Source organism: Glaciecola sp. G7-5, assembly GCF_055808975.1.
On the sequence record NZ_CM147892.1, the window covers coordinates 1,563,941 to 1,577,568 of the forward strand.

At 42.3% G+C, this 13,628-nt stretch carries 13 protein-coding genes; 9 read left to right on the forward strand and 4 right to left on the reverse strand.

Features of this window, described 5'->3' with window-relative positions:
- Position 1: 1 nt before the first annotated feature.
- Positions 2 to 817, reverse strand: coding sequence for a hypothetical protein (locus AC0L6H_RS06735; protein WP_473393340.1), 816 nt, complete (start codon positions 815 to 817; stop codon positions 2 to 4).
- Between the two features lie 269 nt (positions 818 to 1,086).
- On the opposite strand from AC0L6H_RS06735, the gene AC0L6H_RS06740 reads away from it, so the two are divergent.
- The 7 genes from AC0L6H_RS06740 to AC0L6H_RS06770 all read left to right on the forward strand — a co-directional run bounded on the left by AC0L6H_RS06740 (position 1,087) and on the right by AC0L6H_RS06770 (position 8,348).
- Complete coding sequence (locus tag AC0L6H_RS06740; protein WP_473393341.1) at positions 1,087 to 1,935, forward strand: mechanosensitive ion channel family protein; 849 nt, start codon at positions 1,087 to 1,089, stop codon at positions 1,933 to 1,935.
- Between the two features lie 84 nt (positions 1,936 to 2,019).
- Positions 2,020 to 4,098 (forward strand): ATP-dependent DNA helicase RecG, encoded by a 2,079-nt coding sequence (gene recG, locus AC0L6H_RS06745; protein WP_473393342.1) that lies wholly within the window; start codon positions 2,020 to 2,022, stop codon positions 4,096 to 4,098.
- Positions 4,091 to 4,951, forward strand: a complete 861-nt coding sequence (locus tag AC0L6H_RS06750) for a class I SAM-dependent methyltransferase (RefSeq protein WP_473393343.1) — start codon at positions 4,091 to 4,093, stop codon at positions 4,949 to 4,951. Before recG ends, AC0L6H_RS06750 begins: the two co-directional genes overlap by 8 nt.
- Positions 4,952 to 4,995: 44 nt before the next feature.
- Positions 4,996 to 5,469: a redoxin family protein gene (locus tag AC0L6H_RS06755; protein WP_473393344.1), complete on the forward strand. Its 474-nt coding sequence runs from the start codon at positions 4,996 to 4,998 to the stop codon at positions 5,467 to 5,469.
- Between the two features lie 242 nt (positions 5,470 to 5,711).
- On the forward strand, positions 5,712 to 6,176 hold the full coding sequence (locus AC0L6H_RS06760; protein ID WP_473393345.1) for a hypothetical protein: 465 nt from the start codon (positions 5,712 to 5,714) through the stop codon (positions 6,174 to 6,176).
- 111 nt (positions 6,177 to 6,287) lie between these two features.
- Entirely contained in the window at positions 6,288 to 6,782 is a 495-nt protein-coding gene (locus AC0L6H_RS06765) for a hypothetical protein (RefSeq protein WP_473393347.1), read from the forward strand.
- 384 nt (positions 6,783 to 7,166) lie between these two features.
- A complete protein-coding gene (locus tag AC0L6H_RS06770; protein ID WP_473393348.1) occupies positions 7,167 to 8,348 on the forward strand; it encodes a BaiN/RdsA family NAD(P)/FAD-dependent oxidoreductase in 1,182 nt (393 codons plus the stop codon).
- Between the two features lie 437 nt (positions 8,349 to 8,785).
- Here AC0L6H_RS06770 and AC0L6H_RS06775 read toward each other — a convergent pair whose 3' ends face one another.
- The 3 genes from AC0L6H_RS06775 to AC0L6H_RS06785 form a co-directional block, all read right to left on the reverse strand.
- Positions 8,786 to 8,989: a helix-turn-helix transcriptional regulator gene (locus tag AC0L6H_RS06775; protein ID WP_473393349.1), complete on the reverse strand. Its 204-nt coding sequence runs from the start codon at positions 8,987 to 8,989 to the stop codon at positions 8,786 to 8,788.
- The gene (locus AC0L6H_RS06780; RefSeq protein WP_473393350.1) at positions 8,979 to 9,386 is read right to left on the reverse strand and encodes a hypothetical protein; all 408 of its coding nucleotides are present in this window, start codon (positions 9,384 to 9,386) and stop codon (positions 8,979 to 8,981) included. The genes AC0L6H_RS06775 and AC0L6H_RS06780 overlap by 11 nt, the downstream gene beginning before the upstream one ends.
- Positions 9,387 to 9,782: 396 nt before the next feature.
- A complete protein-coding gene (locus tag AC0L6H_RS06785; RefSeq protein WP_473393351.1) occupies positions 9,783 to 11,516 on the reverse strand; it encodes a serine hydrolase domain-containing protein in 1,734 nt (577 codons plus the stop codon).
- Positions 11,517 to 12,041: 525 nt separating this feature from the next.
- On the opposite strand from AC0L6H_RS06785, the gene AC0L6H_RS06790 reads away from it, so the two are divergent.
- Positions 12,042 to 13,007 carry a hypothetical protein gene (locus tag AC0L6H_RS06790; protein WP_473393353.1) on the forward strand — a complete coding sequence of 322 codons (966 nt, stop codon included), beginning with the start codon at positions 12,042 to 12,044 and terminating at the stop codon, positions 13,005 to 13,007.
- Positions 13,008 to 13,158: 151 nt separating this feature from the next.
- Positions 13,159 to 13,626 (forward strand): hypothetical protein, encoded by a 468-nt coding sequence (locus AC0L6H_RS06795; RefSeq protein WP_473393354.1) that lies wholly within the window; start codon positions 13,159 to 13,161, stop codon positions 13,624 to 13,626.
- Positions 13,627 to 13,628: the final 2 nt, after the last annotated feature.

Genomic DNA, 13,628 nt, shown 5'->3' on the forward strand with positions numbered 1-13,628 from the left:
TTTAAAACCTTGCTGACGCTAAAAGGGTGACGGTGGCAAGATCTTGGTCTTCTAAATCAATCCCTAAACCAAATTTAAGAGATACATTGGGATTAAACCAATAATCACCGCCAAGTTCGGCAGTAGTATTGGAGTCTGAGCCAAATAGGCTTCTATTGACGATGTCGAGCGAAGTGCTCCATTTAGGCGTGAAGAAATAACGTGCGCCTAATGCAATAGAGTCAAAGTCGCCAATGATGTGTGCTTTTAAGTCTATATCCCAGCCAGGTGAGAATACCTTCGCTTCGGGGTCAAAGCTAGTATAACGAGCAAACACATTCATTCCGACGTCAGTATATTTAAAGCTAAATCTTTGTCCGTTGTAGCCAATGTATTTAGACGTATCTCTAAAGTAGTCTACGCCAGCACCTACTTCCCAATGTGAGTTTATGAAGCGTCCAACATCAATGCCTATTTGATATTCTTTAACGTCACCATCAAAATAATCTTGGGTTTGTTGCTTAACACGACCCCGCACTACATAGTCATTGTCCATGTAGTAATCACCTTGTAAACCGACTTGTTTGAAATTTCCTGTGCCAAAATAATCGAGTTCTACAGAATTCGCTCTTTGCAAATAAGGCGAGATTAAATAAGGCTGATTTCCTATAAGTACGCCATCGAAGTAATGTTTATATTGTATTCCTACAAATTGGTCACTAAGATCGCGAAGATCTGACAGACCAAGATTAACTTCATGTTTGATCGTAGTTTCGTTGGCACATGCGAAGCTACTAATGCAAAGTAGTAAAACACTCGTAAAACTTTTATTGCTCATATTCATCCCTAATGAGTGGTGATTGTGTAGGTGTAACGCGGGGAGCGCATTATAATGCTTAACGACTGTTTTACAAGCTTAAACGAAAGCATAAGTTCTTAAAAATCCGCATAATAATTTATGATGTGGCTTGAATTGAATAGATGTGTAGAGGTCTTTTTTATTGTAAAATCCCGACTAAAGTAGAGTCTTTTTAGTAATATGCTACCCTGTAAGCAACCAGCGCTCTTATGTTGTTGCTTTCTTTATTCTTTTGTCCCAAGGTTCTCATGCTCAGTAACATTCTTGAACATCCGGTAATACTAACGCTTGCAATCATTATTGTGGCGGCGGTACTAAAAATGATTATTAGCAAGCTTGAACGTAGAGCGCGTAAGCGCAAGCTGCGTAAAGAGCGCGACAATAAACACGTTACGCATAGTGCTCGCCACCTTGTTAATTTACTGACCATAGTCTTGCTGTTGCTTATTTGGTCATCGGAAATTCAAAACTTCGCCTTGTCGATTGCCGCGTTCGCGGTGGCGATTGTATTGGCAATGCGTGAATTCATTCAATCGATCATTGGTTTCATCTACTTAGTTAGTACGCGTCCTTTTAGAGTAGGTGATTGGATACAACTTGACGGTGATTACGGCGAAGTCGGAGAGATTGACTGGGTAAAAACCACCTTGCTTGAAATTGATATGAAGACCTATCAAATTACGCGCCGCACAATTTCTATTCCCAATAGTAAACTTGTGGTTAGTACCATCAAAAATCTTAATTTTATTAAGCGCTATGTGACCCATTCCTTTACGATAGTGAGAAGCGATGAATTAAATTTTTACCCCTTGTATGATGAATTGCTTAAACGCGCAAACGTCTATTGTGAAGAGTTTTATGAGGTGGCCGCGCGCTATAACTCAATTATTGAGCGTAAACTCGATGCGACTATTTCAGGCCCTGAACCAGAAATAAGATTTAGCACTAGTGATATTGGCGATTTCAAAGTGCACGTGACACTATTTTGTCCAACAGAATTAGCCCTTTCCCTAGAACACAAACTAACGGCCGATTTCATGGAAATGTGGGAAACCTTAAAAACCCAACGAGATATGAAAAAGCTAAGTGCCCAATAGTTAATTAGACACTCAAGAACAGTTGGCGAAAAATCGAGGGTTTGTTACTCTTAAGCTATTGTTCTCTATACAAAGACTTATTGCATGAAGTCCTTAGCCGACACATCGGTTATTACCCTCAAAGGTGTTGGCGCAAAAGTCGCTGAAAAATTAGCGAAACTAGGCCTTAAAACCCTTCAAGATGTGATTTTTCATTTGCCCCTGCGCTATGAAGATCGCACGCGCGTTTACGCTATCGCCGATTTGTATGCGGGGATCCATGCCACTATTGTTGCCGAAGTACTTAACGCCGACATAAAATACGGCCGCAAACGCATGCTTATTGTGCAAGTGTCAGACGGCAGCGATATTGTTAATTTACGCTTTTTCCATTTTTCTGCAGCTCAGCTTAACGGCTTTAAAGTAGGTGCTACGGTTCGTGCTTTCGGTGAGGTGCGCTCGGGTAACAATGGCATGTGGGAAATAATGCATCCCGAATATAAGATTGTGAATAACACTACAAATATCCAATTAGAAGAGCATTTAACGCCTGTCTACCCAACAACCGAAGGGGTTAACCAACTTACATTACGTAAACTAAGCGAACAGGCCTTGCAGCAACTAGATAAAGGCGCATTGTTAGATCTTTTGCCCAAAGGACTTTATTCTGATCAACTTAGTTTGCTTGAAGCCCTACATTTGGTGCACAGGCCGCCGCCAGATGTAGACTTAGCCATGTTAGATGAGGGCCAGCATCCTGCCCAATTGCGCTTAGTCTTAGAAGAGCTATTAGCGCATCACTTAAGCATGTTGAAGGTAAGGGCGCAGTCAAATCAAGACCCAGCAATTGCGATAACCCTAGACGACAAACTCAAAGTCGCATTCTTAAACAACTTGCCCTTTTCGCCAACAGGAGCGCAGGCCCGTGTGGTGAAAGAAATTGAACATGATCTCACTTGTGCTCAGCCCATGATGCGTTTGGTTCAGGGCGATGTGGGTTCAGGCAAAACCTTGGTCGCAGCATTGGCGGCTTTGTCAGTTATTAGTAGTGGCTATCAGGTTGCACTAATGGCGCCAACAGAATTACTGGCTGAACAACACGCTAAAAACTTTGCTGACTGGCTAACGCCATTGGGAATCAATGTAGGCTGGTTGGCCGGCAAATTGAAAGGCAAAGTGCGTACAACAACCCTCGAAGCGCTGCAAAGCGGAGAAATTCAATTTTTAATTGGGACTCACGCTATTTTTCAAGAGGCGGTAATCTATAAAAATCTAGCATTGGTTATTGTTGATGAACAGCATCGTTTTGGTGTGCACCAGCGTTTATCCCTGCGCAAGAAAGGGGAAGCGCAAGGCAAGTATCCGCATCAACTCGTGATGACCGCGACCCCCATTCCAAGAACTCTCGCGATGACCGCCTACGCTGATATGGATACCTCGATTATTGATGAATTACCACCAGGACGAACGCCTGTAGTCACAGTAGTACTGCCCGATACTAGGCGCAGTGATATTGTTGAAAGAGTGCGCGTCTCTGCGCTGCAAGACAAAAGGCAAATATATTGGGTGTGCACGCTTATTGAAGAATCAGACATGTTGCAATGCCAAGCCGCTGAAGATACCGCCGCTGCCCTAGTTAATGCACTTCCCGATTTAAAAGTAGGCTTGGTGCATGGGCGTTTAAAACCCGCTGAAAAACTAGAAGTAATGGACAAGTTCAAAACGGGTGCACTTGACTTATTGGTAGCCACAACGGTAATTGAAGTTGGTGTTGATGTACCTAACGCCAGTTTAATGATTATCGAAAACCCAGAGCGCCTTGGCTTAGCGCAATTACATCAATTGCGGGGCCGGGTTGGAAGGGGCTCAGTTGAAAGCCATTGTGTGTTAATGTATCAAAGTCCATTGTCGAAAACAGCGCAAAAACGATTAGGCGTGTTACGCGAATCCAATGATGGTTTTTATATTGCTGAAAAAGACCTAGAAATCCGTGGGCCAGGAGAGCTTTTAGGGACCAAACAAACCGGCGTTGCCGATTTAAAAATTGCCGATTTGGTGCGAGACGCAGCGCTTATTCCACAAGTGAAAAGCTTAGCTGAAACCATGTGGCATGAACACAATGCGCAATCTGAAGCACTCATCAGGCGCTGGCTAGCTTATAAAGATGAATATTCTAATGCGTGATAAATCAACTAAAGTACCCAACACCACCGATAACGAGGCTTTGCTGAAAGACGCGGTGATACTTGTTGAAGACAGCGGTAGTTTGCATGCCAATGAGCAAGCAAGCTTGCTCAGTAAAAAACTTGGTCTGCAAGTACACACTATTCCTTCAAACAAGGTAAAACAAAAGTTTACTCAAGCTCAATGGCAATTAGTTTATACCCAAAAAGGCTTGGCACTTAGGTTATCTAGTGAGCCATCTTGGTCTGATATTCTGGTTGATTTTGCCGCCTCACATTTAAATTATCGCCAGCAACATGGCGGTGGACGCAACGAGGCTATTGCAAAAGCGATTGGCATTAAGGGCAAGCAAAGTATAAGCGTTTTAGATTGCACCGCAGGCATGGGCACCGACAGTTTTATAATGGCCAGCGTAGGTGCAAAGGTAACCATGATAGAACGTAGCCCAATTATTGGCAGTTTACTAAATGATGCATTACTTAGAGCAACAAGCGCAAACGATGATTGTTTAGCAATATGTTCGCGCTTAAGTTTAGTACAGCAAGATGCAATATCTTTTTTAAAGGCTGGTAAGGCCGAAGACTCTCAAACAGAAGTGGTTTATTTAGACCCAATGTTTCCTCATAAAAAGAAATCGGCTTTGGTGAAAAAAGAAATGCGCGCGTTTCAGCTTCTGCTTGGGCCTGACCAAGACAGCGAACAATTATTAACTGCCGCAATAAACTTTGCCCCTAAACGGATCGTAGTTAAAAGGCCGGCAAGCGCCGCGCCACTAGAAAACGCCCAAGACTTGCAACCAACTATGGCAATAGGCTCTAAAAAACATAGATTTGATGTATATTTGATTAACTAGCAGTGTATAAAAACAAAACTAACCCAAGAGATTAAGGAATGACTATGATTGAAGTAGGTGCAACACTCCCAGAAACAAGCTTTAGCACCATTGCTGATGGTGATATGAAAAACCCAAATACTATCGATTTATTTAATGGTAAAAAGGTGGTCTTATTTGCTGTGCCAGGTGCTTTTACGCCTACCTGTTCACAAGCGCATTTGCCCGGCTACGTTGCCTTAGCAGACAAAATGCAAGAAAAAGGCGTAGATGACATTATTTGCTTATCGGTTAACGATGCCTTTGTTATGGATGCGTGGGGCAAGGCATCTAATGCTGAGCACATCACTATGCTTGCAGACGGGAACGGTAACTTTTCGAAACTAATTGGCCTTGATATGGACACCGATACATTTGGTGGTATCCGTTCGCAGCGCTATAGCATGCTAGTTGAAAATGGGGTCGTTAAAAGTTTACACGTTGAAGAACCAGGTAAGTTTGAAGTATCTGACGCCGAGACCATGCTAAAATCCTTATAAAATCTGCCATATTGCCCCGTATGGGCAGTAATTTAATTTGACGCTTGGTAAGCACTAAGCGTCTTTATTTTACATCTATATTTTCCGTTATTTGTAAACTTCACAGAATCTGCACTTTCTTTGCACATTTGTTCGCTATTGTTAGGTTGATACAAATGTGGCTAGTATGAGGAAGTTGATGCTTGAGGAAGTGAGGTAGTCAGCATTTAGTATTTATTTCAACCCAACTAAAGGAAATACTAATGATGAGTTCAATCAATGGTGCGATGGGCATGCAAATGCAAGCGCCCCCGCCACCAAATGCAAACCGTGCTTCGTCAGTCACAAGTGAACAACAAGCTTTTATTGAAGAAACCTTAGCAAACTACGATGCAGATAGCCTTAGTGAACAAGACGCAAGTGCGATTGTTGAGGCATTTAAAGAGTCTGAAATTAGGCCAAGTGCACAATTTGCAGAAATCCTAGCAGATTCTGGTTTTGACGCTCGCGAGTTAGGCGATTTAGCTAAAGTAAGCGAAGGTAATAACGCCGGCGGAAACAGACCGCCTCCACCACCACAGGATGCAAGCGAAACCTCGTTGTCCTCTATTGTGGACTATTTAGATAGCTTGTCTGATGAAACGTCTACAAGTGAAAGCTTAGCGAATGAGCTAGCAAACAAGTTTGGTTTGTTAGAAGGTCAATCGCTAGTTGATATAACGGCATAAAGCCCCATTCGGCATTAGCAATAGTAAAAACCGATGCCAATAATAGCGTCGGTTTTTTTAACCTAACCACGTAAAAAGATTTACGCGGCCTTACCTCTGTGGAGTCACTTTTTGAGTTATAAAATTGGTATTTTCATCTTAATGCTTTCGTCTATTTTGCTTAGTGGCTGCGCAAATAAACCTGAACGTAGGGGCGCGGTAAGCCAACAGTTCGACACCGATATCACCAGTGATGGTTCAAAGCGCTTTATATTCTCGATAACTCGCGCTCGCGGCGGGTCTGACGATGGCGAAAGACCTTCTGGCAAAGGACAAAAACGCGGCCAAGGTGGCTCAGGTCCACCAGAAGGTAAGCAAGGCGGCAGAGGCAAAGGACGGGGTGAGCAAGGTGGTAGCAGCCAAGGGCAGGGTAGAAACTCTCAATCCCAAAGGTCGGCAGAAGACACCCGCACTGAAATATTGAAACAACTTGAGTTGAAGCTGGCAGAAACCGCATATTGCCGCAATGGCTACATTGAACTTGACTATAGCTCGCTAGCCGGCAAAAGCGAAATTAGGGGCGAGTGCCAAGAGAGCGCGTCTGCGGCAGATAAAAAGAAGTGGTGAGCTAAAAACCGGAGCAGTGCCTAGTTTTGCGCTAAGTTCGGCTCCGCTCCGTCACCTTCGCAAACCCTCCCGTGTTATATTTGCGCCCCCCCCAGTCATATTTACGAAGGCAAATATCTCCCAAAACGTCCACAAGTATTATGCACCTAGTGCGGTATAGGCAGCAGATTCTTGCCTGCGCAAGAATGACGGGGGCGCAAGAATGACGGGGGCGTAAGCAAGAATGACGGGGCGTGTGCAAGAAAGACGGGCAATAATCAAGAAAGGGCTATAAAAATTGAATTTACGCATACTGAATATGCCTATTTGCCAATAAGTGTTAAAATCCTTCGCGACAATAAACAAGGCAAAAAAAGCCGCACAAATATAGGCGAGTAGTCGACAGTGAAATATGATGTGATTGTAATTGGAGCGGGTGCTGCAGGTTTGTTGTGTGCAGCAACGGCCGGTGGACAAGGCCGCAAAACCTTGTTGCTAGACCACGCGAAAAGACCAGGGAAGAAGATTCTTATTTCGGGTGGCGGTCGCTGTAATTTCACCAACTACTATATAGAGCCTGAAAAATATCTTTGTCAAAACCCTCATTTTTGCAAGTCAGCGCTGAGCCAATATACCCAGTGGGACTTTATTGCCTTAGTTGAAAAATACCAAATCAAATATCATGAAAAGACTTTAGGGCAACTATTCTGCGACGACTCTGCAAAAGAAATTGTGGCTATGCTGGTCGCAGAGTGTGAGCGCAACAAGGTAGAATTTAGCTTCCAGAGTGACATTTCCGACGTAGAAGCTTTAACAGGCACAGGGTATCGAGTTACAACCAATAAGGATAGTTACGAGTGTGAAAGCCTTGTTGTTGCAACAGGCGGCCTGTCGATGCCAAAACTTGGCGCAACGCCATTTGCCTACAAATTAGCAGAACAATTCAACTTAGCAGTACTGCCATTGCGCGCAGGCTTAGTACCCTTCACATTACCACCACAACTCAAAGAACCGTTGGCTGAAGTATCGGGAGTGTCGATGAATGTTGAAGTATCAACACCAAACAAATCATTTGTTGAAGACATGCTGATCACTCACCGAGGGCTGTCAGGCCCATCTATCTTACAAATATCTTCCTACTGGCAAGCGGGCGAGGAAGTTTCGATAAACTTGTACCCAAATGGAGATTTTGCTGCCTTTTTAGAAGAAGCCCTGCTAAGCCAGCCCAATGTGAGCCTTAAAAATTTACTAGCGACAAAATTTGCAAAAAGATTCGCTGAAACCTTCATCGATTTACTGGGCTTTGAAAATGTACCAATTAAACAGCTCAGTCATACCCAGCGAAAGCGTTTGAGCGATCTTGTACATAATTGGCGCATTCGTCCTGACGGCACTGAAGGCTACAGAACGGCCGAGGTAACCTTAGGTGGCATAAACACAGATCAACTCTCATCCAAAACAATGGAAGTCAAAAATCAAGCCGGACTTTATTTTATTGGTGAGGCGGTCGACGTGAGCGGCTGGCTGGGCGGCTACAACTTTCAGTGGGCGTGGAGCAGTGGGTTTGTGGCTGGGATGAATGCTTGAATTGTGGGAAGTGTAAATAAAGTTGGCTCAAAGTGAACCGTATCAATAACAATTAGACTAAGTTAACACCTATATAATTAGGAATTATTTATGACCGATTCGTGCCATATCCCGTCATTCCAAACTTGATTTGGAATCTCCTGAAATGACAAGGAAGTGCCAAGAGGCGTCATTCCAAACTCGTTTTGGAATCTCCCAATACAGAAAGCGGACATTTAAATTGATAGTTTGTTTGGCTTCTTTTTGCGTGCAATTAGGCTGTTAATTTAGGGAGAGCTCCGACTTCTTTGTACGTATACCGGACGAAATAAAATCAAGCCCCGCTCTGGAGGCTATGAGGTAGTTCACATAATTATGATAGAATTGCTCTAAAAGATGCTTAGTTGCCGTGGCGTAGCAATAAGTATTAGACACAGCACAAAGAAAACACATATTTTCTAGTTGTTTTGCTCTTTAGGACAAAATATTTCTTCAATGCTTTTTCCAAAAGTCTCTGCAAGAGCAAAAGCAAGAGTTAAAGAAGGATCATGTTTTCCTGTTTCTATGGCATTCACGGCTTGACGTGACACTCCTAACTTTTCAGCAAGATCTGCTTGAGACCATCTATTTTCTGCACGAAGTACCCGCAACCTATTCTTCATGGGTATCGCTCGCTAGTTTAATATACTGCGCTACACCAAAGATAACTGCGATTGCTGGCAACATAAATGCTGGACTAATAGTCGGCACTTCAACCATTTCTGAGAGCAAGCCATAAGCCATTGCCGCACAACCAACAACCCCTATAGCCCAAAGCAAACTTTCACCCATTACCCTCTGGATGTATTCATCCAATGACCGATAATGATTTACTACAAGCTGCAATAAAAATATCACCGGAATCACAGGTGACATTGCAAGGAATCCCGTGCTGTATATAGACAAATCATTGGTCTCATTCAATACCACTGATAACGCTAAAACCGCTAAAAACATTGCAATATGCAACATAAATTTGACCAAAAACTTCTTTTCCTTTTTACCTAATTCATTACTCATATTTAGCTCTCCTGAAGTTACCTTATTCTCTCAACATATTGTAATTTTGTCACCATAGACTGACATAGTGTAAGGCTAGCATTACATATAGCGCACAGATAGTCAAGCAAGCCTGACAATAAGATAGGTATGTATTACATATTGTGAAATGTTAAAAGATATTTTTAAGAGAACTTAATGACTATAAGTCAGCGTCAGCAGGACGATGAACGCACTATATGAGCAATTAGGAAACGGCGATCTGTACTTGTGCACAGACCTGCAGCAGCGGTGAGCAAGTTTATTTACAGTCCCCAGAATGTTTCATTGAAGTGTCCGGCTAATTCAACCACAACACAGGTGGCGGTCTTATTAGAGCAGTCTAAATAAGCAGTGAATAAGCCGCGGTTTCCCTTTTTAATTCATTTTCTCGAAAATTATGCCTTTAGCACGGTTAGTATCTAGCGACAATCCGGTTATATTACCGCTTTTGTCTCTAAGAACTTTAAGTAAGCCCAGCCCTTGGTCTGCAAGCAGTGTTTCTAGGTCGATATGAAATAAGACAGTTTGATTGTCTCTTTTGTCAAATGCGACAAGTTGCTTATCGATCAGTCTAATATCTAATTTCTTATCCAGTTCAACACTAAAATATTCTCCAGTGAGCGCGTTTAGAACAGGTAATGGTACTGATAGAGCGTTAAGTTTTTTTACCAAAAATGTTAAGCCCCAAGCTACATTGTCGTAGCTGATGGTTCCATTAGGGTTAAACCACAAAACGCGTCGGTTATTTTTATCCACTAAAGCATTTTCTTGTGTCGGCCAAACCTGAATTCTTTTTGCATCAACTATATTAAGATAGAGCTTATTGTCCCCACTCTCTTTCTCCACCAACACTTCTAGCGAATATGAAGGATAATCAGTAAATTGATATCGGCCTGTGTAACGTTCAATTAAATCAGATGTTAATTCTACGAGCTCTAGGGTTAATTCCGAATTCTCATCGTGAGAGGGCGTAGTATCGCTGCTAGGGGATTCTTCTTCAGGAGTTAAAAAGTCCGCTAGAAAAATATCGAATATTTTGTAAGTTAGTTTTGTTGGATTACTGTGAGCATAATTGCATAAAGCAACAGCAGAAAAGTGGTGTTCATGATTTCGAACAAATTGAGAACGATATCCTCCCCAAGAGCCGCCGTGTAGAATTATCTCTAAACCTTTGTAATTTTCATGCATTAGACCCAAAGCGTAAGGAATTTCTTCACCATTATTCAGCGTTCCTTTTTTATAGAGTTGCTCTTTTAGCCATTTATAGTCTTCGCTGTAGAATATTGAATCCCACTTTATAAGGTCTTCAGTAGTAGAGAACACTGCGCCATCACCATACTGTTCCCAATTTGACACATCTTTCACAAACATGCCATCTTCTAAAGCGTATGCTTCCACACGGTTTTTAATTACTTTTTTGTGGGAATTCACGTAAGTTGTCACCTGCATTTCGAGCTCATCAAAAATATGTTTTTTGGCGAATTCTTTTAGGGGCACACCAGATACTCGTTCTACTATTTCAGCCGCCAATAAATAGCCAGAATTGCTGTAGGAATATTTTTCCCCCGGCACGAAATCCAACGCCTTTTGAATTTTCATAAAAAACATTGCATCTTTTTGAGTGGTGACATCGTCTATGTGGTGATTTGAGAGCGTCATAAGATTAATATAATCGCGGATCCCACTAGTATGATTTAAAAGATGGCGAATTGTTATGACCTTACCGTAATTGGGTATTTCGGGCAGATATTTTCTTATATCGTCTTCTAGTTTAAGTTTGCCTTGATGTTGCAGAATTAAAATACTGGCAGCAGTAAATTGTTTTGAGTTTGAAGCAAGGTCAAAAATAGATTCTTTAGTGATGGGTGTCATCAAGCCCAAATGGCCATAGCCATACTGGCCTTGAAAAATGATATTGCCTCTGTGATAAGCCGCAATCGAACAACCCGGGCCCTCGTCTCCAATCGTTTCGGAAAAAATACGATTCGCGTTTGCAGACTTTTTAGCAAGGTTTGAGTTCATCTCATTTGAAACAACAGGAGCAGAAAACACAATTACCCAGAAAGTCGCAATGAGAGTAATTAAATTAATTTGCTTAAAAACGTCCATATCGGAATCCCTTACATAAAGTTTCAATGAAACCCGCAAAGCGTATCGTGTTGGAATGTTAGATGCGGGTAGGTCAGATTTACATTATAGACTACTTTTAAGCAATGAAGGTTGGCGTATCTTGTACGCGTTAGCCTTCAAAGATGCGTGTTATTTTTGTCGCTTCTTTAGATGTAGCACGGGAGCTACAGCCAGTGAATTTAGAGGATCTCACACTTTTTACTAGTCTAAACTCAACTGGCTCCCTGCGTGTATTAGCTATTCACTAACAGGCAGTTTTTACGGGGCGAAGTGTCAGGTTTTTTTACACATTATTTAAAAAGCTTTGCTTGCCTGAGTAATTTACCTTTAATTACAATGGTTTATGATGCTGGCTCGATTAATGCAGTTTCGTTTTAGAATGCTCACTAAAATTTAAATATATTGCATTCTTCCCAGAGTTCTCAAGGCTCCCATGTATGGGATATAACAATGCATTAAACAACCGGACAAGATTTTGTTCGCGAAATAACGGAATTACTTAAAATGATTAAAAAAACAATAATGGCGGCATCAATATTGATGGCAGTAACGGCTATGCCAGCTCAGTCTGCTATCGTATTTAACTTTGATTATTCAGACAATCTTGCGGGCGTTGGCTTTCTAGACGCTACTGAAGGAGCTGATCGTCAAGCTGCGATGGACGCGGCCGGTAATTACTTCTCAGGAATGTTTGGTTCTTTCTTTAGTGATTCTGCCGTTTTAGATATTTCGGTAACGTCATTCGACGATGTAAACAACAGTCTCTTGGCGTCAGCAGGCTCTAACCTACAAAGCACTTGCGGCGCAGCCGGTGGTTGTGTGGTGACAGAAGTGGTTAAAACAAAACTTCAAGAAGGTATCGACGCAAACGGCGCCAATGCCGATGGTAGTGTTAGCGTGAATTTCGGTGTAGATTGGCAGTTAGATGGTAATACACCTGCTGGTCCATCAGAGTTTGATTTTTTTGCGACTATTGCTCATGAGCTAACCCATGCACTCGGCTTTGGTTCAGCAATTAGCGAAGACGGCTTCGGTTATTTTAACGACGAATGGACCGCTTTTGATTTGTTTTTGAAAGATAAAAATGGCAACAGCGTTATCGATGACTTGTTCTTTTTAGACCACACGGTTTGGGACGGAGCGAAAACTGCTGGTGACAATCTACTATTTACCGGCGCGAACGCAGTAGCGGCTAACGGCGGTAACGGAGTAGAAATTTATAGTCCGGGTACATGGGAAGAAGGCAGTAGCGGAAGCCACCTAAATACTGACAACCCTGACTTTTTTGGTAGCATGATGAAACACAACCGCGATTTTGGCTTCGAGCCACGTATGTATAACGCTGTAGAAGTTGGTATGTTAATGGATATTGGTTACTCACGCGTCACTAATGTTTCTGCTCCTGGCTCTATTGGTTTGGTACTTTGCGGTCTTCTTGGAGGTTTATTCTTACGTCGTAAAAAGTCGTGAGAATAATATAGTGCAATTAAAAGCACATATAGTAAAAGCCTGGAGACAGGCTTTTACTGCTTCTGTAATGCGATTCCAAAAAACATCAAAGTCGCGTTTTGGAAGGCTAACTTTGTTGTCTATCGCAGTATTTGCTGTAGGAACGAACGCAATGGCATTTCATGGTAGAACGCAAACTGCTGCGCTTCCGATGTCTTATCAATTAGAAGATGTAAAAATAGTTATTACCCGTCACAGTGGCGCGTATGTGGGCTCTAAGTCTGAAACACTCAAGGTGTTGGGTGCGCTTGGTTCAAGCAAAGCGGTATTGACCGTTGGCGATCAATCTCTCGATTTTAGTTACTCGACTAAAGAGTTGATGCAACTACTCAACGCATTTTACGAGCTTCGATTTTTCGACCTCCCAGCAAGACTTAATATTAAATACTCTGTTTTCTTAAATGATCAGGGCAGCGTTATCACTAGCGCACTTTCAATGGCCGATACGGCTCCTACAAGCATTTGTTTTACCCTGCCTACCTACGAAAAATGCGTCACATTAAACAATGACGCACCCACGGAACTAATTAAGTTGGTGGATGAGCAATTCTCTAAGGCCAAGACCAAAGCCAAAGGCTAAAT